Origin of the sequence: Terrilactibacillus laevilacticus, from assembly GCF_006517395.1 — a bacterium.
Taxonomy (GTDB): domain Bacteria; phylum Bacillota; class Bacilli; order Bacillales; family Sporolactobacillaceae; genus Terrilactibacillus; species Terrilactibacillus laevilacticus.
The window spans coordinates 126,718-152,982 of sequence record NZ_VDCY01000001.1 but is presented as its reverse complement, the minus strand read 5'-3'; the positions used below and the strand labels follow the sequence as shown (position 1 = coordinate 152,982).

General features: G+C 35.1%; 24 protein-coding genes and 1 pseudogene. 7 read left to right on the top strand and 18 right to left on the bottom strand.

From position 1 onward, the window contains the following. Window positions 1-310: 310 nt before the first annotated feature. Window positions 311-1,051: a bis(5'-nucleosyl)-tetraphosphatase PrpE gene (gene prpE, locus FG390_RS00655; protein ID WP_141189094.1), complete on the top strand. Its 741-nt coding sequence runs from the start codon at window positions 311-313 to the stop codon at window positions 1,049-1,051. Here prpE and FG390_RS00650 read toward each other — a convergent pair. From FG390_RS00650 to yjbM, 3 genes are read right to left on the bottom strand one after another with little or no spacing between them, the layout of a single operon-like run. After that, the gene (locus FG390_RS00650) at window positions 1,032-1,952 is read right to left on the bottom strand and encodes an RluA family pseudouridine synthase (protein WP_141189093.1); all 921 of its coding nucleotides are present in this window, start codon (window positions 1,950-1,952) and stop codon (window positions 1,032-1,034) included. The genes prpE and FG390_RS00650 overlap by 20 nt on opposite strands. Window positions 1,953-1,974: 22 nt before the next feature. Beyond that, the gene (locus FG390_RS00645) at window positions 1,975-2,781 is read right to left on the bottom strand and encodes an NAD kinase (RefSeq protein ID WP_141189092.1); all 807 of its coding nucleotides are present in this window, start codon (window positions 2,779-2,781) and stop codon (window positions 1,975-1,977) included. A gap of 25 nt (window positions 2,782-2,806) precedes the next feature. Beyond that, window positions 2,807-3,457, bottom strand: coding sequence for a GTP diphosphokinase (gene yjbM, locus FG390_RS00640; RefSeq protein ID WP_141189091.1), 651 nt, complete (start codon window positions 3,455-3,457; stop codon window positions 2,807-2,809). Window positions 3,458-3,683: 226 nt separating this feature from the next. Between yjbM and FG390_RS00635 the strand changes: the two genes are divergently transcribed. Further along, the gene (locus tag FG390_RS00635; protein WP_141189090.1) at window positions 3,684-4,268 is read left to right on the top strand and encodes a CYTH domain-containing protein; all 585 of its coding nucleotides are present in this window, start codon (window positions 3,684-3,686) and stop codon (window positions 4,266-4,268) included. Further along, window positions 4,269-4,943, top strand: a complete 675-nt coding sequence (locus FG390_RS00630; protein WP_246092662.1) for a lytic transglycosylase domain-containing protein — start codon at window positions 4,269-4,271, stop codon at window positions 4,941-4,943. A gap of 268 nt (window positions 4,944-5,211) precedes the next feature. On the opposite strand, the gene FG390_RS00625 is transcribed toward FG390_RS00630, so the two are convergent. Further along, window positions 5,212-6,438, bottom strand: coding sequence for an MFS transporter (locus tag FG390_RS00625; protein WP_141189089.1), 1,227 nt, complete (start codon window positions 6,436-6,438; stop codon window positions 5,212-5,214). Window positions 6,439-6,655: 217 nt separating this feature from the next. On the opposite strand from FG390_RS00625, the gene FG390_RS00620 reads away from it, so the two are divergent. Further along, entirely contained in the window at window positions 6,656-7,534 is an 879-nt protein-coding gene (locus tag FG390_RS00620; protein WP_141189088.1) for a LysR family transcriptional regulator, read from the top strand. A gap of 204 nt (window positions 7,535-7,738) precedes the next feature. Here FG390_RS00620 and FG390_RS00615 read toward each other — a convergent pair whose 3' ends face one another. Together FG390_RS00615 and FG390_RS15960 are read right to left on the bottom strand one after the other, a co-directional pair. Further along, window positions 7,739-8,584, bottom strand: coding sequence for a pentapeptide repeat-containing protein (locus tag FG390_RS00615; RefSeq protein ID WP_141189087.1), 846 nt, complete (start codon window positions 8,582-8,584; stop codon window positions 7,739-7,741). Between the two features lie 303 nt (window positions 8,585-8,887). After that, a pseudogene (locus tag FG390_RS15960) lies at window positions 8,888-9,010 on the bottom strand (DUF6262 family protein); the annotation flags it as partial. Window positions 9,011-9,463: 453 nt separating this feature from the next. Between FG390_RS15960 and FG390_RS00605 the strand changes: the two are divergent. After that, complete coding sequence (locus tag FG390_RS00605) at window positions 9,464-9,862, top strand: globin domain-containing protein (protein ID WP_141189086.1); 399 nt, start codon at window positions 9,464-9,466, stop codon at window positions 9,860-9,862. Between the two features lie 13 nt (window positions 9,863-9,875). After that, the gene (locus tag FG390_RS00600) at window positions 9,876-10,763 is read left to right on the top strand and encodes a DsbA family protein (protein WP_141189085.1); all 888 of its coding nucleotides are present in this window, start codon (window positions 9,876-9,878) and stop codon (window positions 10,761-10,763) included. Between the two features lie 493 nt (window positions 10,764-11,256). Here FG390_RS00600 and pepF read toward each other — a convergent pair whose 3' ends face one another. The 4 genes from pepF to mecA all read right to left on the bottom strand — a co-directional run bounded on the left by pepF (window position 11,257) and on the right by mecA (window position 17,224). Further along, entirely contained in the window at window positions 11,257-13,071 is a 1,815-nt protein-coding gene (gene pepF, locus FG390_RS00595) for an oligoendopeptidase F (RefSeq protein WP_141189084.1), read from the bottom strand. A 120-nt stretch (window positions 13,072-13,191) separates the two neighbouring features. Next, window positions 13,192-14,418, bottom strand: coding sequence for a competence protein CoiA (locus tag FG390_RS00590; RefSeq protein ID WP_141189083.1), 1,227 nt, complete (start codon window positions 14,416-14,418; stop codon window positions 13,192-13,194). 430 nt (window positions 14,419-14,848) lie between these two features. Beyond that, window positions 14,849-16,357 carry a cardiolipin synthase gene (gene cls / locus FG390_RS00585; RefSeq protein ID WP_141189082.1) on the bottom strand — a complete coding sequence of 503 codons (1,509 nt, stop codon included), beginning with the start codon at window positions 16,355-16,357 and terminating at the stop codon, window positions 14,849-14,851. Window positions 16,358-16,546: 189 nt separating this feature from the next. Further along, window positions 16,547-17,224, bottom strand: coding sequence for an adaptor protein MecA (mecA, locus tag FG390_RS00580; protein ID WP_141189081.1), 678 nt, complete (start codon window positions 17,222-17,224; stop codon window positions 16,547-16,549). A gap of 415 nt (window positions 17,225-17,639) precedes the next feature. On the opposite strand from mecA, the gene FG390_RS00575 reads away from it, so the two are divergent. After that, on the top strand, window positions 17,640-18,314 hold the full coding sequence (locus FG390_RS00575; RefSeq protein ID WP_141189080.1) for a TerC family protein: 675 nt from the start codon (window positions 17,640-17,642) through the stop codon (window positions 18,312-18,314). Window positions 18,315-18,382: 68 nt separating this feature from the next. Here FG390_RS00575 and spxA read toward each other — a convergent pair whose 3' ends face one another. From spxA to FG390_RS00540, 8 genes are all read right to left on the bottom strand, one after another. After that, on the bottom strand, window positions 18,383-18,778 hold the full coding sequence (gene spxA, locus FG390_RS00570) for a transcriptional regulator SpxA (protein ID WP_141189079.1): 396 nt from the start codon (window positions 18,776-18,778) through the stop codon (window positions 18,383-18,385). 324 nt (window positions 18,779-19,102) lie between these two features. After that, window positions 19,103-19,228 carry a hypothetical protein gene (locus FG390_RS15955; RefSeq protein WP_258311526.1) on the bottom strand — a complete coding sequence of 42 codons (126 nt, stop codon included), beginning with the start codon at window positions 19,226-19,228 and terminating at the stop codon, window positions 19,103-19,105. Between the two features lie 196 nt (window positions 19,229-19,424). Continuing rightward, the gene (locus FG390_RS00565) at window positions 19,425-19,970 is read right to left on the bottom strand and encodes a TlpA disulfide reductase family protein (RefSeq protein WP_141189078.1); all 546 of its coding nucleotides are present in this window, start codon (window positions 19,968-19,970) and stop codon (window positions 19,425-19,427) included. A gap of 354 nt (window positions 19,971-20,324) precedes the next feature. Next, complete coding sequence (locus FG390_RS00560; RefSeq protein ID WP_141189077.1) at window positions 20,325-21,320, bottom strand: ABC transporter ATP-binding protein; 996 nt, start codon at window positions 21,318-21,320, stop codon at window positions 20,325-20,327. A gap of 1 nt (window position 21,321) precedes the next feature. Continuing rightward, on the bottom strand, window positions 21,322-22,338 hold the full coding sequence (locus FG390_RS00555; RefSeq protein ID WP_141189076.1) for an ABC transporter ATP-binding protein: 1,017 nt from the start codon (window positions 22,336-22,338) through the stop codon (window positions 21,322-21,324). A gap of 12 nt (window positions 22,339-22,350) precedes the next feature. Continuing rightward, complete coding sequence (gene opp3C / locus FG390_RS00550) at window positions 22,351-23,364, bottom strand: oligopeptide ABC transporter permease (RefSeq protein ID WP_373681518.1); 1,014 nt, start codon at window positions 23,362-23,364, stop codon at window positions 22,351-22,353. After that, on the bottom strand, window positions 23,364-24,296 hold the full coding sequence (locus FG390_RS00545; protein WP_141189074.1) for an ABC transporter permease: 933 nt from the start codon (window positions 24,294-24,296) through the stop codon (window positions 23,364-23,366). The genes opp3C and FG390_RS00545 overlap by 1 nt, the downstream gene beginning before the upstream one ends. Before the next feature lie 175 nt (window positions 24,297-24,471). Then, a complete protein-coding gene (locus tag FG390_RS00540; protein ID WP_141189073.1) occupies window positions 24,472-26,154 on the bottom strand; it encodes a peptide ABC transporter substrate-binding protein in 1,683 nt (560 codons plus the stop codon). Between the last annotated feature and the right edge of the window lie 111 nt (window positions 26,155-26,265).

The window sequence follows — 26,265 nt, the reverse complement described above, 5'->3', positions numbered from 1 at the left end:
CTGTTAATAAAGTGAAACTTCCACCCATTAGCAATAAATTGATACATTAACAAAACTTTTTAAAAAGAACATCGATAGCGATGTTCTTTTTTTAATCCAATTTATTCTTTTATTATAAATGTCTATATTTTGATTCATGATATAGTTAGGTATAAGAGGTTCTTGCGCCGCTCTTAGCCTCCGACGCGCCCAGGACGGGCTAGTACTGTCGTTATGGCAGGATGCCAGCGTACTTAGCCAGTAAGCCTTTTTCATTTGTCACCTTTTTAAACACGCATTGAAAGAAATATTTTTGAAGGAGCGAATGCCTTTGAAATTCGATATTATAGGAGATATTCATGGATGCTATAATGAATTAATCTATTTGCTAAAAAAATTAGGTTATTTAAGAGAGGGTAAATTATTTGTGCACCCAGATCATCGAAAAGTGGTCTTTGTTGGAGATATAACAGATCGAGGGCCAGCTTCACTTAAATGTATTCATCTTGTCTACGAATTAGTCCAAGCTGAAAAGGCTCTTTATGTACCCGGTAATCATTGCAATAAATTGTATCGTTATTTAATTGGACGAAATGTCCAAATAAAACATGGTCTAGAAACGACCGTGGCTGAACTTGAAAATCTTCACCCACGTGAAAGAAAAAAAGTCTCTCATTCTTTTCGCATGCTATATGAAAATGCCCCACTCTACACCGTACTAGATGAACAAAATCTGGTCGTTTGCCATGCAGGAATTAGACAAGATATGATTGGTAAAACAAATAAAAAAGTTGAATCCTTTGTTCTTTATGGCGATACAACAGGACAAAAGGATATCAACGGATTACCTGAACGGCGTGATTGGGCTAAGTCCTATACAGGGAAATCATTAATTGTGTATGGTCATACACCCATTTTTGAACCTAGGTGGAAAAATAATACAGTAAATATTGATACAGGGTGTGTTTTTGGCGGAAAATTAACCGCTTTACGCTATCCTGAACGTGAAACTGTCTTTGTCCAATCTGAGCAACCACTCTTAATAGAAAAATTCAGATCATTTCCAGATTGATGTCTTCTCTAATTAAGAAACGCATGTCTTCGGGATATTGAGCTCGAAATGACATTGATTTATGAGTAAAGGGATGCACGAAGCTTAGCTCAAAACTATGAAGAGCTTGTCGATCAATATAAGTTAATGTACCACCATAGAGATCATCACCAGCAAGTGGATGACCCAAATAGGAAAAATGAACTCTGATCTGGTGTGTCCGGCCTGTTTTTAACTGTACAACAGCTGTACTATGATTTTGGTCTTCTTTAATAACCTTATAATGAGTAATAGCCGTTTTTCCGCCTTTTTCGACAACTGATCGTTCGATAATACTTCCTTCTTTTCGGCCAATCGGTGCGTCAATCACTCCCTGTTTTTCATCCAGCGATCCTTCTACAACAGCGATATAACGCCGATGCACCAGATGGTCAAGCTGCATCTTAAAGAAAGCATCATGAGCATGCCGATGCTTTGCAATAAGAATAAGTCCAGATGTATCTCGATCCAGCCGTGTAACCGTATGTACGGTATAAGCTAAATTTTGTTTTTCCAAATGAGCTAATACACCATTAGCAAGACTATGAGTAGGATATCGATAGGATGGAATGACAGGCATTTGACTTGGTTTGTTAATTACAAGAAGATGATCATCTTCAAACACGATATCTAGTGGAAAAGGTGTAGCGACTAATGAGGTACTCTTCTCTTCAGGAGGGAACAGAATGGTTACCTTGTCTCCTTCTGAGAGAACGTATCTAACTGTCTGATGCATGCCATTGACTAAAAGATCCCCCCCATTAAATTTAATTGATTTAAGGGCTGCTTTCGATATTTTTTGCTCTTGCAACAGATAACTTTTTAGAAGCAAACCATTATATTTAGGACTAACGATGGTTTCAATTCGATAAGGTTGTTTCATTTTTGAGATCCTTTCAAAACCTTTAAATGTCTCTTTTTCTACCTATAAATGAGTCTCTCACCCTGTTCCAAAAAGGGAAAGAACGAATACGAGCAAACTGAATTTTTTCAGGTGCAACCCGGCAATGGATGGATTTGACGTCATTATGTATAAGAAAAATATGATCAATTGATATATGATATTTTGAATTCTTCAATGGGTACAATTTACAGACATGTTCTTTCGGCATGACAAGTGGTGAACCAATAGTACGATAAACGCGATTATTAATAGACGCCATTTCAGCTAATTGTATGGCTTCAATTGATGGATGGATAATAGCTCCTGATAAGGACTTATTATAAGCTGTTGACCCAGAAGGTGTTGAAATACATAATCCATCTCCACGAAAAGTTTCAAACAAATCATCTTTTATTCTTATATCCATAACAACCGAACCAACTTCACTCTTCACTGTGCATTCATTCAAGGCTAGATATCGTTCATCAGGTTTCCCATTATTGTACTTAATGATCACTTCCAGCAATGGATATTTTACAATTCTTAATGGATCATGAACGATTTTATGAACCAATTCTTCTATTTCAGTTGTTCTCCAATCAGCGTAAAAGCCAAGATGACCTGTGTGAACACCGACAAAAGCAATTTTATCGAGTGTATTTACATATTGATGAAAAGCGTGTAATAACGTTCCATCTCCTCCAACTGTAATGACAATGTCTGGATTCTCATCATCATATTCGATTTGGTATTCTTCGAAACAACGAATAATTTTATCTCTTGTTTCATTGGATCGATCATCACCCTTTGATTGGATTGCATATTTCATTCATTTCACCCCTACTCTTTATCGACTAAATTTCATACGGTCTCTTTATTTTAGTGTCTTCTTCTCGTTCTTTTGCTTTAAAATGCTGTTGTGCTATCTGGATTTCTTCTCGAATATTTGACATTTCCTCATCTAATCTGAAGGCTGCTTCTGCTGCACGTAAAAGTCGTGCTTGAATTTCTTCAGGTATTCGTCCCTCATATTTATAATTTAAGGAATGTTCTATTGTAGCCCAAAAGTTCATGGCAAGTGTCCTAATTTGTATTTCCGCTAAAATTTTGTGCTCTCCATTAATCGTTTGAACAGGGTATTCAATAATAAAATGAAAAGAACGGTAACCACTTTTCTTCTGCTCATCTATGTAATTTTTTTCCTCTACAACTTTAAAATCTGTACGACTTCGAATCATTTTAATAACGGTGTTAATATCATCAACAAATTGACACATGACCCGTACTCCGGCAATGTCTTGGATCCCACTTTGAATTTTATGAATAGGTATCCCCTTTTCCCTGGCTTTATGTTGAATACTTGCAACTGGCTTAACTCGTCCTGTGACAAATTCAATGGGTGAATGCTGGGATGCTACTTCATACAAATCACGATAACCGCGTAATTTTATTTTTAATTCATTCACAGCTTGTGTATAAGGGGCAAGAAACTCATCCCATTTCATACGTACATCACCTCAAACTTTTCTTGATCAATTTCAGGAGAAAGTATAATTAGATGGGCTTATTTAATTAAAATGAGATTATAAAACATCTATATAAAATCTCCTTTGACATTGTTTCTACCCCTTCATTATGGCATAATTACAGTAATCATTCCAAATTATTATTCATAAAAAAGTGAAGAAAAAATAATTCCTTATTGATACGAGATTATAAGGGGCGTTTGACATGAAGCAAGAGATCGAAATTGAATTTAAAAATATGCTTCACAAAAGTGAATTCCATCATCTTTGTGAGGCATTTCATATCACAACTGCAGATTTTAAAAAACAGACTAATTATTATTTTGATACTGAATCATTTGAGCTACGGAATAAACAGACAGCCCTTAGAATTAGAGAAAAAAACGGACACTTTGTGCTGACATTAAAACAGCCTCATCACAATGGAATATTAGAGACCCATCAAACTCTGACGGAGAAAGAGGCTAAACATATGCTTGAAAGTGGACAACTTCCAGCAGGTGACATTTCTTTTTTGTTAACTAAAAACAATCTTATAACTCAGCCGCTAAAATCACTTGGAGCCCTTTTGACATTTAGAGCTCAATTTCCCTATTTAAATGGTGAACTGTTCCTTGACCATAGCCGTTACCTTGGAATTGAAGATTTTGAACTTGAATATGAAGCAAAAGAACGTCTAGAAGGAAAAAAGACCTTTACGCAGTTATTGAATCAATTTGACATTTCAGAAAGACCGACATTGAATAAAATATTAAGGTTTTACAACTATAAAAAGGGAGACTTATCTTAAATGTCTAGTTCATTGTTTCCTCAAATTATGCAAACCAACTTGTATCAAAGCTTGAACAATGCGTTAACTCCGGTGAACAATAACAAAATCGATTCGTCTCCTCTTGAAGGTATGAGTCATTCATCATCTTTTTCATCGCTTTTCAGTTTGATCTTAGATGCTTTGGAACAAAAAGAGCTTTCATCCTTAGACTCATCAAGTTCAGATTTTCTCACTAATCAAATTAATTCAAATTATTATGGGAATTATCTTTTACCTGAAACAAATAAATCGGCTGCATCTACTAACCAATCTAATACTAATACCATAGACACTCTCATTCATCAAAGTGCAATAAAAAATCAAGTTGATCCAAAACTCATTCAATCGATCATTCAACATGAATCAGGTGGGAACCCCAACGCAATAAGTCCAGCAGGTGCAAAAGGCTTGATGCAGCTGATGCCTGCTACAGCTGCATCTCTTGGCATAACGAATGTCTTCGATCCTAAGCAAAATATTGAAGGGGGCACAAAGTACATAGCAGAGTTTCTAAAGAAATATAATGGAAATAAGGAACTTGCACTCGCAGCCTATAATGCTGGTTCTGGAAATGTTGCCAAATATCATGGTGTCCCTCCGTTCTCGGAAACACAAAGATATGTACGAAGCGTTCTAGATACATATTATAGTTAAACTTTATATCCAAAAACAAAGTAAAAAGATCGTTTGAATTTTTTTCGAACGATCTTTTTATGTATTACCCTACTTTTGGGAATAAGTAAACGATCAGCCAAGCACCAATTTATTAATTATCACATAAACTAACCAAGTCATTAAGGATTGTAGATGTTAGAGTTGATCAATGAGGCCGCTATTTGAATTTAATTCATTTTTTCCATTTTAAAAGATCCCCGGAGTCCAAAATAAACCTCGAGGATCTTGGTGAGTAAAATTCCATTCCTTAATTTCGAACGATTCCCTTTTTCACTTGTAAGACCGACTTATGACGCTGAATATAAGACGTTGAGACAGAAAATAGTATAGCAATGACGAGAAGGACCACAATTAAAGCGATGACGCCAATCCAACCAAATTGGCCAAGAAAAACTCCTCCCGTTGCTCCAACAAAACTTGAACCAGCATAATAGAATAAGAGATATAGAGAAGATGCCTGAGCTTTTTGGCTTTTTCCGGCTATTATTCCAACCCAACTACTAGCAACCGAGTGTCCGCCGAAGAAACCAAAGGTAAAGAAGCCAAGACCAATAATTTTTAAGACAAGTGGGCTAGATAATGTCAAAATAGCACCTAAGACCATCAACATAATACTGAAGATGATGACATTTGGTCTCTCATGGTGGTCGGCCATTCTACCCATATAAGTCGAACTAAAGGTTCCTACTAAATATATAATAAAGATAAAACCGACCAGAGTTTGACTCAAGTTATATGGCTCTGATGTAAGCAGAATTCCAATGTAGTTAAAGAGCGTTACAAACCCTCCCATAAGAATAAAACCTATACCAAACAAGAGTAATAAACTTGGTTGTTTTAATGTTTGAACAAAAGTTCTAAGATTGGTTTTAAATGTACATTTCTTATGTGTAAAATGGTGTGATTCAGGTAACATCATTTTAAAGAATATCCCAATTATGAGACTAATGATACCGAGTATTAAGATGGCCATTTTCCAATTAGCCAGATCAGTTAAGATACCTACGATTAATCGGCCCGAAAGTCCACCTACACTATTACCACTGACATATATTCCAATCACAAGCCCCATCGTTTTTTTGTCAAATTCTTCATTGATATAAGCCATAGCAATAGATGGAAAACCTGCCAGCACGGCCCCTTGTAGAAAACGAATGGCAATAAGTAAATATAAATTGCCTGTTAACCCTACACATATCGATAAAATAGCTGAAAGAACAAGCGAAACGGTCATTAATTTTTTTCGATCAAATGAATTAGAAATAAACGAAAGAACAAGTAAAAATAAGGCTAGTGCTCCAGTACAAAAGGATAGCGATAAACTTGCTATTGTCGGCGTTACCTGAAATTGCTCTGCAATTAGAGGAATAACAGGTTGAGTACTATATAAATCTGCAAAGGTTACAAAACTCCCCAGAAACAAAGCTATAATTGTTTTTTTGTAGGCTTTGTCCACTGGTTTTATGTAGTCCATTTTTTTTCAATCCCTTTCGTTCTTGTGAATTCTTACTACCTATGGTATGTTTTTTAATTGATAATGTCTAATATGTTCTTTGCATGTGATTGATGCATTTTATACATATGTATTTTTTCCCATTTTATTATTCAGGGAGTCACAATAAATTTGCAAACGAATTTGGTCGTTTTATATAAGATGTATTAAACTTAAATTGAATGGAGTGAACAAATTTATGGAGTGGCAGCAGATTGAATATTTTTATACAGTAGCAAAAAGCCAGCATATGACCCATGCCGCAGAAGAGCTATCCATTTCTCAACCGGCATTAAGCAGGTCTATCTCGCGGTTGGAAGATGAACTTGGTGTTCCATTGTTTCAAAGACAAGGTAGAAATATTATTTTAAATCGTTATGGAAAGATCTTCTTAAATCGCGCCGAAAGAATATTGCGAGAATTTGAAGAAGGAAAACAAGAAATTCAAGATCTTTTAGACCCTGAATTCGGAGAAATTTCTCTTGGGTTTTTACATACATTAGGGATCAACATTATTCCTGACATGGTTAGAACGTTTCGTGAATATTATCCTAAGACCAAAATTAAATTACATCAAAATGATAGTTCATCTTTATTACATGATGTAGTATTAGGTGAAATTGATCTATGCCTCGTTAACCCTGTGGATGAGAAATTGGATGTTCATTGGGAAAATTTATGGAATGAAGAGCTGTTTGTTATGGTTCCTAAAAATCATCGTTTAGCCAAATACGATACAATAACATTTGAAGAAATTAAGGATGAACCTTTTATCTCTTTAAAAGAAGGTATCGCCCTTCGCTCTATCACAAATAAACTTTGTGATGAAGCTGGTTTTGTTCCAAACATGACCTTTGAAGGGGAAGAGATCACAACCATAGCGGGACTTGTTGCTGCTGGTCTTGGCGTGACCCTTATTCCTGATTCTAGGGAAATTGATAGTATTCCACTAGCCAAATTGCGCGTTCGCTGGCCTATCTGTGAGAGGCAAATTGGTCTCGCCTGGGGAGAAAATCATTACATGTCACCTGCAGTAAAAGCTTTTCGTTCTTTTATTTTTGAACATTATCAGAGGTAAAGTTTGATCAATCTATTTTGATCAAGCTTTTTGAAATTATCAAGACCTAAATCATAAAAAGTCATAAAAAATAAAGGGTAATACAAATTAGTCATGTATAATATGTATCGCCCTTTTACTTTTTGTTTAACAATCGGAGTTCTTGAATAAGACTGATAGTAAACCCAGTCTTAAAAAATCAACTTCAGTACTCAAAAAAGAAAATCAGCTAGTCCAATGATATGGTGGTTGTATGTGAGAAGGTAATATAGTTTTATGGTTACCTTTAGCTGAATTAATTTGCATTTGAGTTAAAAACATACTTGTAGAAAGATCTGCCCCATTTAAATTTGCATCACGTAAATCAGCTCCAATAAAATCAACGCCTCTTAAATCTGTATTTCGTAAATCCGCAGCAATTAAATAAGCCCCTCGTAAATCAGTCGTTCTTAAATCTTTACCTGTTAATTTCTTACCAACCCAATCAACCCCCCTGTGATTTTTTCCTTTTTTAATAGCAAAAACTTTCGAGCTTAGCTCGCTTCGAATATATTCACTTGTTTCTAGCAGTAATTCGTTTACAGGTTGTCGACACTCCATGATATCTAATGACAATAAGCTATCAGCATCTCTTTCCGTCAAGATTTGTAACTTTTCTAATTGTTTATTTAACTTAATTTGCAATGAATCTGAAATCTCATAAGTTAATGCTTCAGCTATAAACGCAATCATTTCGTATAATTGTTCCATGACAGGAAATACTCTAAACATCTTTTCGGCAATCTCAGGATGTTCTTGCCAACTTTGTCCATTGAAAGTGACTTGAGAAACTTTTTGGCCTGCACCAAGACAATCAAACACTGTACATCCCTTAAATCCTTTTTCTCTTAGATTATTATGAATTTTACACCGGAAATCCCTTTGTAAATTAGGACAAGGTGTTCCAGCAGTTTTATTTATTGCAAAGTCACTTGATGCTACAATATTAAGCGCTGTACAGCAGAGTCCAAAGCACTGCGTACAATCAGCTATTAAGCTTTCTCTAATATTTTTGGCTGTTTCATTATCCATTTTTATACCCTCTTATCTTAAGTTAAAAAAGCTTGAGTTTATTATACAAGATTCCTACCAATCTAGCCTCGCTTGTTAAACAGGCAGGGACGGTGAGCACCGTTCACATAATAATAATCTTAACCTATTTTATATACTTCTGTATAAGTGCGTTTTCAAAAAGGTGACAAATTAGAAGCAAGAAGATCAAGGCGGCGCTGTTTTGAGGACCGAAATGTAGGTTTTTGCTACATGAGGACCGGAAAAACAAGCGGGCGTCGAGGATTCGTAGCTTATCATTTGGTGACTTTTTGAACAACCTCTATAAGAGAATTTCAAATGCTCTCTAAGTTGTTTGTTATCATCTTCTAATTTCTTATTCTTCCGTTTCAGTGATTCAATAAAGGCATCCTTGCTGCTCTCATTTATTTCTCGCTTAACTTGTTTTAATTGTAATAAAGTCTTGTACATAAGTCTTAGAAATGTTGAGATGAGGAGTCTTTCAGACTTTACTTAATTAGAAAACTCAATAAAGCCAATAGTCTGTATATAGGTTAAACAATGAACGATTCACGGTGTACCAGGTAAAAAATCTAAACGATTCGCTTTCAACTTACGCTTGCCTCTGCACCTTCGGTTTCGAGGCAAGGTTGGTGGGGGGGCGCAAACGGCTCTTCGATGCGGGGCGGCATCTCCTTTCCATCTGCTCACTTTGTTCGCACTTGCTTCGCAAGTTCTAGATACAAACCCTAAACGATTCGCCATGCAAGCATGGCTCGGTCTTTTTAGGGTTTGTATCTAAGATGGAAAGGAGATGGGGTTTCGAGTAGATTGTTTGCTCTTGTGGGGTTAGCTTGATAAAATGTAGTTAAAAGATATGATATTGGGGATAGATATATAATGAATAGAGAAATGCAATCTCCTTTTGAGGCGATTGGTGGGGGGAAGGTTGTGGAGCGTTTGGTTAAGACGTTTTATTCGCGTGTTCGTGTTCATCCAGATCTTGCACCACTTTTTCCAGATGATTTGACTGAAACAATGAGAAAACAGACTCAGTTTTTGACACAATTTCTCGGAGGACCTTCTCTTTACTCTCATGAACATGGTCATCCTAGACTTCGAGCTAGACATTTAAGATTTCCGATAAGTCAAATTCAGGCGAATGCTTGGTTAGATTGCATGTCAAAAGCATTGGATGATGTTATTATTGACTCTGAATGGCGCGAAAGATTACTTGAACGTTTTACGCTAACTGCACATCACATGATAAATCAACCTGCATTGAAAGACGACATCTAAGAGGTGAGTTCACATGAATAATACTTATATAGGTTCGGTATGTGAGGGCACTCCTGGAAATTTCACCTGTTCAACAACAATGAAATCGAGTCAACATAAACGTGTTGAAATATATGCCTTTATTGATCCTCTTTGTGCTGATTGTTGGGGTCTTGAACCCATCATAAAAAGACTGCAGATAGAATATGGACAATATTTTACCTTTAGATATTTAATAACTTTAAAGAAACGTGATTTAGACAACCCAAAGCAATTATATAAAATGGCCGAGCATTGGAATAAGATTGCTCAATTAACGGGGATGTTTTCAGATAGTAATATATGGTTCGAAAGTCCTCCATGTGCTTCAAATATTGCTTTAGCTATTAAAGCAGCAGAATTTCAAGGCCGAGCTGCTGGATTTCGCTTTCTAAGACGGATACGTGAACAAATCTTTGTATGCAAGAAAAGTTTCCATCGTTATGACGAATTTATTGATGTTGCCAAGATGGCTAAGTTAAATATTGAAGAATTTGTTAGTGATATGATTTCAAAACGACCTGAAAAAGCCCTTCTTTGCGATAAACGTTTTTCATATGAAATGGAAATTGATGATTTTCCTACTTTAGTATTTTTTAATACAGACACAGATGAAGAAGGAATCAAAATACCTGGCCGATATAATTACGATATTTATGTACAAGTGTTAACGGAGATGCTAGGTGAAACTCCTATACCACAATCTCCTCCTTCTCTTGAAAAATATTTGAAAAAACATCCATTTGTTGCTACAAAAGAATTGGCTACTATTTATAATCTGAGTGAGCAAAGTATTCGCTGTAAAATGAAAAAACTAAAGTTAAAACAGATTGTTGAAGAGGTCCCTTTAAAATTCGGAAGTTTTTGGCGTTATATTAACTAATCTCTTTGCATAAATTTGGGCATACAGAAATATAGAAATATTGTTAGGCTATTCGCCTTGCTTGTTTCTGATTCTAAAAAACATAGAGGAAAAGTGATGTGATATAACGTGAGACGACTGCTTCAACTTCTCTTTACTTTTTTAACATTATTAACATTTGGGTTCTATTTTTTAGGCTTAATGCATTTAAAACCTCTTTTCTTTGTTGGGCTTCTCTTTTTCACTTCATTATTAATCACTATTTATCTTTGGACACATCACCCTAAATACACTAATGACAAACTCATTAAACCTTCCGATAAAACATACTAATCGGTCATAAAATTTAACAAAAAGTAACATGGCATGAAAAACAATCGTGATTGATCGTCTTCATATTTGAGTCAATATTAGATTGATAAAGAGAAAAGTTCATTAAAATTCTTATATTTATTTACGAGGTTATAAAAAAGGACACCCATTATTCAAGCATGGGTGTCCTTTAACTTTATTTTTAACCAAATAATAATTTTTCCGTTTCATCTAGGACTGATTCGAAGACTTGCATAGCTTCTTCGATTGGTTTAGAAGTTGTCATATCCACTCCTGCCCCTTTTAACACTTCAATTGGATAATCTGAACTACCGGCTTTCAGATAGTTTTTATAGCGTTCAACAGCAGGTGCACCTTCTTCTAAGATTTGTTTTGATAGCGCTGCAGCGGCACTGTAACCTGTAGCATATTGATAAACATAAAAATTGTAGTAGAAATGCGGAATTCTTGACCACTCAAGTCCAATTTCTTTATCCACAACAATATCTTTTCCAAAATAACGTTCATTAAGTTCATAATAAACGGATGTTAATAGTTCTGGCGTTAAAGCTTCTCCAGCAGCCGCTTTTTCATGAATTGACTGTTCAAACTCGGCGAACATCGTTTGACGGAAGACCGTACCTTTAAAACCTTCAAGCTGATTATTAAGTAAATATAATTTTTTCTTTTTGTCATCTGTTTCATTTAATAAGTAATGATTAAGTAGGGCTTCATTACACGTTGATGCCACTTCAGCTACAAAAATCGAGTAATTTGCATACGGATATGGTTGATTTTCTCTTGTATAGTAACTATGCATGGAATGTCCAAGCTCATGGGCTAGTGTAAATACATTGTTGACGTTATCTTGCCAATTCAACAAGATATATGGCATTGTACCATATGTACCAGAAGAATATGCACCACTTCGCTTATTTTTTGTTTCTCTTACATCAATCCAACGACTTTCATAACCCTTTTTAATGATATTCGTGTAATCCTCACCTAGAGGGGCGAGACCTTTTAATACCATTTCTTTTGCTTCTTTATAAGGTATTTCCATTTTTACATTTTTAACTAATGGCGCATATAAGTCATAGATGTGAAGTTCATCCAGCTCTAATGCTCTTTTACGCAAACTAACATAGCGATGTAGCAAATGTAAATTATCGTTGACTGTTTTTACAAGATTTTCATAAACAGATTCAGGGATATTATTTCCTGAAAGAGCTGCGGCACGAGCTGATGGATGATTTCGTACATTAGCATAAAAGTTATTGCGTTTAACTTGACCACTTAGCGTGCTTGCAAACGTGTTTTTAAAAGAACCATAAGTGGAATATACTGCGTCGAACGCATCTTTTCGGACTCTACGATCTTCACTTTCCATGAATTTTGAATACCGGCCATGAGTAACTTCTATTTCTTCACCGTTTTCATCTTTAATTTCAGGAAATTTTAGATCCGCATTGTTCAGCATACCAAAAGTATTTGACGGATTACTTGTCACTTCACTTACTTGAGCAAGTAGGGCCTCTTTTTCTTCGTCTAATACATGAGGTCGCATCCTTGTGATATCATCTAATCCATGTCGATATAATTGCAAATCTTTATTTTCATCTAAAAATCCAGCTAATTTTTTTTCATCAATATCAAGGATTTCAGGAACAACGTAGGCTAATTTACTTCCCACCATCGTCGCCAAATTTCTGACGCGATCATTCAATGCTTGATAGGTTGAATTTGCAGTGTCACCATCTGCTTTCATGTGCGAATACGCAAATAGCTTGTTAAGAATAAGATCAAGTTCATCTTGTTTTTTTAACATGCTAAAAAGTGTATTCGAGCTTTCTCCAAGTTTTCCTTTGAAAGATTCAAGCTCCGGAATAAGTGACTTCACTTTCTCAAAATCACTTTCCCATTCATCGACTGATGGATAGATCGCTTCCAAATCCCATTTTTCATTTTCAGGTATTTGATCTCTTGTTGGTAATGATTTTTTAGATTCCTCGCTCATAAAAGCACCTCCACAACAATTAGGAATATACATGGACTTGTACCACATACATAAAAATGAACTAAAATATTCCTTATTTTTATACTACTTCATTTTTATTATATACACAAAGAATTAATGTTATTTGTGTTTATAAATAGTATGAAGTTTATGAAGGATTTCATGATCTTTTTGTATGAGAGTTTCAATTGATGACCCGTCATAATTGAGCCAATCCGGATGAATAAAAAAATCCTTGTCGATTTTGTATAAAACTCTCAAATAACAGAGTTGATTTAAATATATCTTTATGGCGAACTCGAGACTCGGGGCAAAGATATTTTTACGTTCCCGAAGGATCCCTTTTTGAATATAGTATTTTATTTCTTTAATCATTCTTTTTATTGATAGGCGTGCGTAGGGTTTCGCATTGTTGATATAACGGAGAAATATCCAATATTGCCAATGTACGGGGGATGTTTCTAAACGAATATACGAATAATGCGGTAAGCCGATGAAACTTGGAAATTGGTAATATACCCTGTTCTTCTTATAACAGAGGGTACGGAGATAATGTTCAGTCTGGCTTGTATATTTATGGGGAATGAGACGTTCACGCTGTTTGTGTTTGTTCCATTCGTTCGCTAGCGGTTTTGGTGAATGGCTCAAAGGCATTGTAAAAAGATGGTTTGGATTAATATGACTCATCTTAATGTCTTTACGTTCTGAAATAAATTGTGTTGGCGTCAAAGGGATAATATGATGGATATAGGTGAAGATTTTTGACGAAGGATTGAAAAATAGGAGCTTATAAGGTGAAACAAATGGAGATTGATTCAAGTTTCGAAAAATTGATTGGTCATGCATCATCATCAGATCCATCTGTGATAACTTCGTTTTTAATCCTTTCCGCTTTAGTCGGTTCTCCCCAAGTATCCAAACATTGGCTAGTTTTTCTTGATGATAACCTCTTATTCTTCTCTTTATGACCTCCAAAGGCATATTACTACATTGATATTCAATCGCTACACGTTTCTGAGGTAAATAAAGATCTGGCCTTTGATGTAACTCAGGTAAATAATGCTCCAAAATGGGAGCTTGATGATAAGTCTCAAACCAAGTAAAAAGTTCTTTTTTTCCTTTGAGATGCCTCTCTGATTCTGCCTCATATTGAGTCAAAGTACATGGAAAATGATAATGATGGGCAAAATGCCAAATCTTTTTTTGTCCTAATTTGAGAATGACTTTTTGTTTACAGACTGGACAATAGAACTCGGTCAATTTTCTTAGGGAGTGGAGAAATTCAGGAGTATATAACGGCATGACTAATGAAATAACTTGACCCTTACTCGTTAGGGCAACGAGCATCTGATCACATCCTAACAGAGGTATAATGTAGTTATTCGAGGAAAAGATTAAATATCTTACCTACATTATATTCTTATATTCTTCAAAAAAAGCTGAACCCCTGCTAAATATGATCGATTTTTTTATTAATTACTTGACATATTGATGAATATTTTAGTTAATGGCTATGGAGTAAGAAATTAAATCTATATTTCGATAAAGGTGCGATAACGGACATAGCTAAATCTAAAAAAACCCTAGTTTTAAAATTAGGGTTTTTGTCAAAAAAGACTTAAAGAGGTTGTTCAAAAAGTCACCAAATGATAAGCTACGAATCTTGGCGCCCGCTCGTTTTTCCGGTCCTCATGTAGTAAAAACCTACATTCCGGTCCTCAAAACAGCGCCGCCTTGATCTTCTTGCTTCTAATTTATCGCCTTTTTGAACACGCACTTAAAGCAATGGAGAGAGTAATCTAGAAGTCGATTCTATCACTCTGAAAAGTATGGAGCGCTTATTAAAATCTTCTTGAACTATTTCATTTGAATTCTCGAAGTCATCAATGAAATCAGTCACAATGTCTAAAATGCTCTCTGTTTTATAAAGAAAGGCATTCACTTCAAAATTCAAATGAAAACTTCTCATGTCCATATTTGCTGTTCCAATGGAAGCTAATTCATGATCTACAACGATTAATTTACTATGCATAAAACCTTCTTTATAAGCAAAAATTCGAACACCCGCTTCTAATAAATCAGGAAAATAGGATCTACTGGCATAATAAACGATTTTCTTATCTGGATGCCCTGGTACGAGAATACGTACATCAATATCTGAAAGAGCTGCCACCTTTAATGCACTTAGGATATCTTCATCTGGAATTAAATAGGGAGAAGCTATCCAAATGGATTGTTTAGCCGAGGTAATCATTGAGAAGAAGATATTTTTGATTTCTTCCCAACGAGCATATGGTGATGAAGCGATCATCTGGACAGCCCCTCGGTGAATTGAACCTGTCCGTTTGGGTTTTAGATAAACATCATCAACGATGGCATGACCAGTCATGTAATACCAATCTTGCAAGAAAACCAATTGAAGACTTTGTACCCCTTCTCCTTTTACTTTCAAGTGGGTATCTCGCCAAAAACCATACGCTTTATTTCTTCCTAGGTACTCATCCCCTATGTTCAATCCCCCAATAAAACCAATCTCATTATCAATGACTATGATTTTCCTATGATTTCTAAAATTAATTTTATTATTTAATACAGGAAGTTTTACAGGAAAAAAAGGAATAATGTCAACGCCAGCATCGGTTAACTCACGAATAAAACTTTTAGATAAACGCCAGCTGCCAACAGCATCAAACATAAAGCGAACCATGACGCCTTCCTGTGCCTTATCGATCAATGCATTTTTAATCCTATTACCAATATGGTCGTTTCTCACGATGTAATATTCAATATGAATATGATGTTTAGCATTCCTTATGGCTTTCAATATGGCTGAAAAAGTTTGCTCTCCATTCGTTAATATTTTGGTATCTGTCGCAAATGAAACCGGATACGCTCCAAGTTTTTGAGCAAGATTCATTAATGCCCGATGATGATAGTCAAAATTATCAAGTTTACTTCTCTCAACAGTCATCGAGGGCTCTTCGTGGAATTGTTCAATATCCTCTATAAAAGCGTGCTTTTGAAACAAACGTTTCTTCCTTGCACTCTGCCCAAAGACTATATAAAAAATAAAGCCAATAACAGGGAAAACAACTAAGACAAGAAGCCAAGTAATCGTTCGTGAGGGCTGTCTATTTTCTAAGAAGATCACAATAGCAATGAAATAAACAGTTAATGTAATCCCAATATTTAAAGATTCTAATAACCATCTTTGCCAATCTTGGACGAAAAGTAAAAAAATAAAAATAACGATAACTAAAGCTAATAATTGTAATTTACGCTTCATGGTGGATCTCCTTCTACTCAATAACAAGACTCTGCATACATAACATATTGTACCCTAATAAATCTTAGAAGGAAATCTGATTGCATTATCAAAGATGTAGGCGTTAACATCAGAACTTTTGCTATAAAAAATAGGCGACCTTAACGATAAAGTTTAGGCCACCATGATTAAATACAAATTCTGTTATGATCATTTTGTAAACTTTTTTCTGATGTTTGATAAAACTTCTTTTTCAAAGACGGGTTTCCCGTATTCTTGCAAATATGCTAATGTACGATTTGATTCAAAACCATATTCTAAAATAATACTTAAACAATTATCTTGATCGATTTCTTCTAAGAAGTCATTAAATTCAACGTTTAAGAAGTATTGATTGTCAAATGCATAGAGTGACGTGTTAAATAAGTTATTCTCTACGAAAATTTGACTTAAAGAAATCAGGTCTTCGAAATTTTTAAAACAGATCATGAACGATAATGATTCAGCTTCATTTGCAGAATCTTCTTGTTCATCTTTGCTATCTATTGTTAATTGTTCATTAATCAATTGTTCAAGCCCATCTTTAACAGGTATATCCAGATGTTTTTCAGGAGAGATAGGCAATTCAAGGTTAGTACCATCTTGGGATACCTTGGCTCTTGTAACAATGATCTCCATACCCTTCTCTAAGGCTTGAACTTGAATCCATAATGGACCCTCAAGAGGAAACGATTCTTGATTATGCGCTTCATCCATCATTTGCCAAAATAATTCTTCGCTTCTTTCTCGGTTGTACCAGATTTCTTCTCTGTCAAACCCTCTTGTCTCTATATCTAGATAACTAATATAAAATTTCAATGTATTCTCATTAATTCTTTCAATTTTCATAATAACTCTCCCTTCTTCAATGTATTGTGGGGAGCAACGATTCCATAAAGGGACAACATCGTCATCTTGTACTTCTATTGTATGATAAATCTTCCCCAAATGAAATAAAAAAGATTGTAATTTCTGATAATCCGCGTTTGCCCCTTATTACGTAGTGGAGGCCAAATGAAAAGTTGTGTTTCTATCACCTACGCTATTTTCACCGCCTTTTTTTTCGTTTACACCACTTGTAATATATAGGGATAAAGCACCTTTCTTCATAGTACTTATCCAATACTGGGATTATGCATGTATCATCCTGAATAATTAAAAATATCTTATTTATAATAATGCGAAGGTAATCCTAATAATCATTGACATGAATAAGGACAAGTCAGCATATGCTAAAACATACATAAGAAAGGAGCTTTATGATATGTCTGTCGATCTCCTCTCCATTTTAAATATAATATTTATAGATATTATCCTTGGCGGTGACAATGCAGTCGTCATTGCTTTAGCTTGTCGACGATTACCTGAAACTAAACGAAATAAAGCCATCATTTTAGGCACAGGTCTTGCTGTTATTTTAAGAATCCTCCTTACAGCTGTGTTAGTTTCATTGCTAAATGTCCCGTTTCTTTTGTTTATTGGAGGCATCTTGTTAATTATTATTGCAATAAAGTTATTAATTAATCATGACGAAGGTGTAAATGTACGCGCAGGTCAATCTCTATTTAGTGCAGTGCGAACTATTGTATTTGCAGATCTTGTCATGGGACTTGATAATATTTTGGCTATTGCTGGAGCTTCCAAAGGCCACATCGGTTTGGTTGCGATCGGTCTAGTCTTCTCTGTTCCTATCATTGTATGGGGAAGTAAATTAATTCTTCTCTCCATGGAAAAAGTTCCGGGATTAATCTATATAGGAGGAGGTGTTCTTGGATATACAGCTTCTGAGATGATTACTGAAGAACCAAAAATCCAGTTTATTTTTGAAAATAATCCGCACTTACAACATATAATCATGATTAGCATTATTGTTAGCATTTTGATCTTCGGTTGGACTGTAAATACTATAAAAAATAGAGGACAAGAAGGGCACACATAATAGTTCAGTTACTCATATATATACTAAAATAGCAGGACATTCATTTGAGAATGCCTGCTATTTTTTAATTAATTGACAAGACGTTGTGCTTCCATTAACTGGAATGTACGAACTTTTCTTGGTAAGAAACGACGAATCTCATCATCATTATAGCCCACTTGAAGTCGTTTATCATCAAGCATGATCGGTCTTCTAAGCAAACCAGGATTTTCGCTTATCAATTCATATAAATCTTGAATTGACATGGCATCTAATTGTATATTTAATTCTTGAAATGCTTTCGAACGTGTTGAAATAATTTCATCTGTTCCATCTTCTGTCATACGAAGGATTTCTTTTATTTCTTCGATTGATAAAGGTTCCGAAAAGATATTTCTTTCTTGAAAAGAGATGTTGTGTTCCTTGAGCCATGCTTTAGCCTTTCTACAAGACGTGCAACTTGGTGACGTATATAAAGTGACCATTGTTCACCCTCCTTAAAGGATTTATCACTTACTCTCTAGACTACCTTTTAATATTATTATATTATAATATTTCTAATTTGGCTAGTCTATATTTTTCTTAAAAATTTATTTTTTATGTGACCTTGTTATAATTGATTAACTAATACCCCTTCTTCCTTAAGAATAAACTCTTAATATACTTTTTTTCTGAATAAATCGTTAAATGTTTAAATAAATATAAATATGGCTATTATAAAAGCTCTTTAGTAAGGAATTTTAAATATAAAATCGGAAATTTTAAGCAAAAAAAATATTAAAGATAAAAAAAAAGACCTTATCAGTCTCTTAAGCGGGTAATTTACTGCTAGATGCAGGTGTTTCTTTAGTTTTTGGTTGCCAATGCCCTAATTGCTCTCTAAGCCATTTTTTTAATGCGTTTTTTCTTTTACGAATAGCTGTTTTATGTTTCATTTGGATTCGCCTCCTTTTCGGACGAAATAGCCTTTTCTCTTTAATTCTATTGTCAACCCTTTTAACGGAGCCTGTCAACCCCATATCCTCATCACTTTCAAAAAGATAAACCTATTCTCAATAAGCTTAAATTTTTTATTAAGCCTCTCCATAATAAATTACGCAGTTAAACATTTGATGTGCTAAATGAGGGCACTTAATTTGGTAACCATTGGTCAAGATCTTTCTGGTTGATAACACCAGGAAATGTGCGAATAATTTTTCCATATGGGTCAATTAGAAAAGATATGGGTATACCATAAATTCCATATCTTTTTTTTACGATCCCTTTTGTATCAAAGAGAACAGTGGCTTTCAAGGGCTCACTTCCTAAAAAATGTTTCACATCCTCTAAAGATGTCTCTTCGGTTGTTAAATTAACAGCCAGTACCTTTAACTTATTTTCTGGATAATGATGTTGAATATGATGGAGGGTTTCTAATTCCTCTCTACACTCCCCACACCACGTTGTCCATACTGTCATCAACACTGTTCTTCCTCTAAAATCACTTAAACGGACCGTATTCCCATACCGATCTTTCAATGAAAATGGTTTTGCATCTTTAAATGAATGATGAACAATCGATGTCGCGTCCACAACTTGTCCATTTAGTTCACTTTTTGATTCAGAGATGGTATAGAAACCAATAATCATGACAAACAAAAATATAATTGATCTAATGGCTATTTTTTTGATCTTCATTCCTTTGCTCCCTATGAGCTCCTTATATTGGTTTCCTGTTTTATTTTATGTATTTATTGTTGATTTATGCTAAAAAAATGTCTATGCTTATAGAACAGAAAGGATGTGCATTATTGATTAGATTATTTCTCATATTTTCTGTCGTATTATTGATTCTATTGATCTTTCTTCAATACTTTTTTAATTTGGAATTTCCAATTTTCTTAAAAAGTTCATTAATCATCACCATTATTCTTTATATTGTTTATCTTATACAAAAGAAAAACAAACAAAGGAACTAACCAATTAAATCCTCAAAAAATACATATTTAAAAAAGATGTCGAAATAAAATTCGACATCTTTTTTTAAAAAAATTAATCTTCTTTTGTTTCATTAGCTTCTTCATTATGAAGGTGACAAGCCACCCAGTGACCTTCTCTTGCTTCATGCCACTTTGGTCGTACTATTGCGCATATTTCCATCGCCATGGGACAACGTGTACGAAAACGACAGCCTGAAGGTGGATCAATTGGACTTGGCACGTCGCCTTCTAGAATAATTCGTTCACGAGTACGTTCAATCTCAGGATCAGGAACAGGTATCGCGGATAATAAGGCTTGAGTATATGGATGAAGTGGATTATCATATAATTCATCACTTGGTGCAAGTTCTGCCATATTACCTAAATACATTACGCCAACACGGTCACTAATGTGTTTGACCATGGACAAGTCATGGGCGATAAATAAATAGGTTAAGCCATGTTCTTGTTGAAGTTCTTGAAGCAAATTCACCACTTGAGCCTGAATAGATACGTCAAGTGCTGAGATTGGCTCATCCGCTATAATAAAATCAGGTTCTACTGCTAGAGCCCTAGCGATACCAATCCTCTGACGCTGACCTCCGCTAAACTCATGTGGATAACGGTTTGCATGTTCCCGGTTTAATCCAACTGTTTCAAGCAACTCATAGACACGTTCATTTCGTTCCTTGGAGCTTTTGGCTAAACCGTGAATGTCTATACCTTCAGCAATAATATCTTTAACCGTCATACGTGGATTTAAGGAAGCATAAGGGTCTTGAAAAATCATTTGCATGCGGCGATTAAGCTCTTTTAACTCTTTTTTGGATTTTTTACCTGTAATTTCTTTATTGGCGAATTTAACCGAACCATCAGTAGCATTATACAAACGAATAATGGTACGCCCAGTCGTTGATTTTCCACAGCCTGATTCACCAACGAGTCCTAGAATTTCCCCTTTATAAATGTCAAAGTCAACTCCATCAACGGCTTTTAATGAAAGATTACGACCAACCGGAAAATGTTTTTTAAGATTTTTTACCTCTAATAATTTTTCTTTATTTGACATCTTATTCCCCCCTTACCCCTATTGTTTCGGGTGGATTCACTTTTGGTGCACGTTCATCAACTAACCAACATGCCGATTTCTGTGTTTCAGATAATTCAAAATAACCTGGCATATGATCGACACATACTTTCATAGCATGTGGACACCTAGCTGCAAATGGACAGCCTTTTGGTGGATCCGAAAGATCCGGAGGCGATCCAGGAATCGCAAGTAATTTATTTGAATGATCATGTAATTTAGGCATCGAAGAGAGTAATCCCCATGTATATGGATGTTTCGGATTATAGAAAATCTCATCTACTGTTCCAGTTTCAACAACTTTCCCGCCATACATAACTGCAACTTTTTGGGCTAAGTTGGCAACAACACCAAGATCATGAGTAATCAAAACAATCGCAGTACCTGTCTTATCTTGTAAATCTTTCATTAAGTCAAGAATTTGTGCTTGGATCGTGACATCAAGGGCTGTAGTCGGCTCATCAGCAATTAATACTTTTGGATTACAGGCTAAAGCGATAGCAATGACTACCCTCTGTCTCATCCCACCTGAAAATTCATGAGGATATTGATCCACTCGCGCATCGGGGTTAGGAATACCTACCAATTCGAGTAATTCAATGGCTCTTTTCTTTGCATCCGATTTGCTCATATTTTGATGTTTGATGAGCCCTTCCATGATTTGCTTCCCAACTTTCATTGTTGGGTTCAAAGCCGTCATCGGATCTTGAAAAATCATGGATATTTCTTTACCTCTCACACGTTGCATTTCTTTATTTGAAAACTTTAATAGATCTTTGCCTTCAAATAAAATTTCTCCATTTTTAATTTTACCTGGAGGTTTTGGAATAAGACCCATAATGGTTTTCGAAGTAACAGATTTTCCTGAACCCGATTCACCGACGATCGCAAGCGTTTCACCTTTTTTTAATTCTAAATTTACTCCACGAACAGCTTGAACTTCGCCACTAAATGTATCAAATGATACATGAAGATCTTTTAATTCTAAAATGTTATCCAACTTGGGCACCTCCTATTTTCTTAATTTGGGATCAAATGCATCACGTAATCCATCTCCCAAAATATTAAAGCAAATTAATAGTAAACAAATGACTATTGATGGGAATAATACTTGTGATGGGTGAATTTGAAAAACACCGTAAGCTCGGTTAATTAATGATCCAAGAGATGCTTGTGGATCTCTAATTCCTAATCCGATGAAACTCAAGAACGCTTCAAAGAAAATAGCAGAAGGTACAGAGAACATCGTATTAATAATGATTTGACCTGATGTATTCGGTACTAAGTGTTTAAATATAATTCTACTATTACTTGCTCCTAGTGTTTGTGAGGCGTATACATATTCTTCTGATTTTAATCTAAGCATTTGTCCACGAACAATTCGAGACATGGATATCCAACCAGTTGACACGATCGCTATAGTAATGGTCAATAGTCCCGGCTGTAGAACTAATATCAATAGAATAATTAGAACTAAGTTAGGAATACCAGATAATACTTCAACTATTCTTTGCATAACATTATCGACATGTTTTCCGTAGTAAGCAGAAATCCCGCCGTATGCAACACCAATGACAAGGTCTGCTAGTGCGGCTATGACCGCAATAAGAAGAGAGATTTGAGTACCTTTCCACGTTCTTGTCCATAAATCTCTACCTAAATCATCAGTACCAAACCAAAAATTTTGTTTAATATGCCTCTGTTCATAAATATCCACGCCATGTTCAGTGCCATTAAAAGGTAGGAATGAGATTTTTTCTAGAACTGGGATTTTAGCTGGCAAATTTACGAGATGAAGATTCTGTTTATATGCTCCATAATTATTCATATGTGGACCAATCAAAGAGATAATAACAATAAAGATAATGATGACAAGAGATATCATCGCACCTTTATTTTTAGCCAATCGTTTTCGTGCATCTTTCCAGAAACTCAAACTTTGTCTTGATATCTTCTCTGATTGAGTTGTGTCAATGTCTGCAGGAAGAAACATATCGTTTGTAATGTCATTATTCGGCATTTTCATCATGCATCTCCTCCAGTCAAACGAATTCTCGGATCAATAATAACGTACAAGATATCTACAATAAATACGGTTATGATAAATAGAGCTGCGTACAATTCCGTTGTACCCATAATCATCGGGTAATCATTTGTAAGTATAGATTCTACAAACTGGTTACCAATTCCAGGTATTGCAAAAATATTTTCTATTACGAGTGACCCAGTGATAATAGCTGCTGTTAGAGGTCCAAGAATGGTAATAACAGGAATCATGGCGTTTCTAACAGCATGTTTAAATACAACAGCAGTTGAACTAATTCCTTTAGCCTTAGCCGTAATTATATAATCTTGACCCAAAACTTCTACCATTTCGGTCCGCATAAAACGAGCAACATTGGCAATTACTGCAACTGATAAGGCAACAACAGGTAGTATGTGATAACTAATACCGCCATTCCATTCAGCTACTGGTAACCATTGATTTTTAACAGCAAAATAATACTGCAAGAATACTGCAAATATAAATGATGGAATTGAAATTCCTAATACTGAAATAATCATCGAACCATAATCAATAAATGTTCCTCGTTTTATCCCAGCAACAATACCTAATAGAATACCTATAATGGCTCCTAATATGATTGCTTCTAAACCTAAGTCAAGTGATACAGGGAATTTTTCAGCAAGCATAGTCGTGATTGGGCGCATACCATATTGAAATGATCCGCCTAAGTCACCATGCAAAGCGTGCCATAAATATTGAACATACTGAACGGGTATTGGCTGATCCAAACCATAATAATGTCTTAATTGTGCCAATTGTTCAGGTGATAGTCTACTTTGTGTCTTAAATGGTGTACCAGGCAATAACTTCATCGCAATGAAGGTAAGAGTGACAATAACAAAAAAAGTAATGATCATGTATCCTATACGTTTCAAAACATATCGAACCATTGTCCAGCACCTCCTATATTTCTACAAATTTCAACATACTATTTTATTTTCATACGTTGAGTGATTTAAGTCAAGTCATTTGATGCCAATTCTTTACATTGAAAAAGAGAGTATATGCCAGGACAACATATACTCCCCTGTTCTTTAAGCCTTTTACAAACATTTTATTGTACAATTAATGTTTTGTAATAGTTACGCCAGTGTAGTCAACTTGAGGTCCATATAATGGATAGTCAATACCTTTAACATATGTTTTTTGAACCCAAGCTTCTCCACCTTGAATCATTGGAACGATTGGTGCATCTTTCAACATAACTGATTCAGCATCTTGTAAATATTTCCAACGTTTTGCTGGGTCTTTTTCGTTATATGCAGATTTGATAAGTGAATCAAATTTCTTGTTAGACCAGCCTGTAGTATTTTGTGGTTGATCAGTTGTCCACATATCAAGATATGTCATAGGATCTTGATAATCTGGGAACCATCCGCTAAAGGCAAGATCGAATTTAAAATCTTGATTTAGTTTGAGGTAGTTACCCCAAGGTTGTTGGTTAATTGTAACTTTAACGCCTTTAAGATTAGTTTGAAGTTGATCGGCAATGTACTCATCCCATTTTTTGTAGCTATCTCCATCAGGCGTTAGGAAATTAATGTTAAGTGTTTTAATGCCAAGTTCTTTTTTAGCTTTTTCCCAATAAGCTTTAGCATCGGTAGCTGAACCTTTAAGTTCGTCATTGTCAGCTGTAGCACGGAAATCTTGTCCGTCTGGACCTTTCACAAAGCCTTTAGGAACCACATAATTTGAAGCATTTGAACCGTCTTTCATAAGAACATCAACAAAGTCTTTTTTATTGATTGCTAAGTTCACAGCTTTACGCAAGTTCAAGTTTTTGAAATTTTTGTTCGTTTTTTGGTTGATATACAAGAAGAACGTTCCTGAAGTCATACCAGTATGGAACTCTTTAGGATTACTTGCTTTCATCGAATCAATGAAATCACCACTTAAGAAAACTGTATCGATTTTACCTGTTTTATAAAGGTTTACGCGAGTGGCAAGTTCTTTTACAACTTTGACGTTGATTTTCGATAATTTAATGTTTTTAGCATTCCAGTAATTTTTGTTTTTTGCATAAGTCCAACCTTTACCATGATCCCAAGATTGTAATACAAATGGGCCATTGTAAAGTACTTTATCAGCATCCTGGGCATAGTTTTTACCTTGAGCTTTAATAAAGTCTTCTCTTAATGGATAGAATTGCGGTTGAGAAAGAATACTCAAGAAAAATGGTGGAGCTGGTTTATCTAAAGTGACAACTACAGTTTTGTCATCAGTTGCTTTAATACCAAGATTTTGAACTTTTCCGTACATTGGATCTTTAGGATTTTGAATTTTTGATGCATTTTTAATTCCTACAGAAGCATAAAGGAAGTTATATGCCGGTTTTGAAGCTGGATCATTTTCATGTTGCCAACCGTAAACAAAATCCTGTGCAGTAACAGGTTTACCGTCAGACCATTTGATACCATCACGAAGAGTAAAAGTAAATTCTGTTTTGTCCGCGTTAGCTTTTGGTTCGCCTGCAGCCATGTCAAATTCATATTTGTCATTATGCATGCGAGTTAATCCTGCATTAACCATTTGCAAAACGTTACCAGATGTTGTATCCGTTTGTTGTGTTGGGTCTAATGTAGGTATGTCTTGTCCAATTGCTGCGTTAAGTACTTGATCTTTAGCTAATGCGTTACTATCTCCACTTTTTTTACTGTCACTATTTTTGCTTCCTGAACAAGCAGAAAGAACTAAACTCAGCACTAACACGATTGAGAGCAATAGTGACCACTTTGCTTTACTTCTCATGAAGTAATGACCTCCCTTTAATTTTAAAAAATAGACTTTGAATGGATGTTTTGTATTTTCTGATTATTTAAATAGAAGCCATCCACAAAAACTATTATACAATTAATAAAT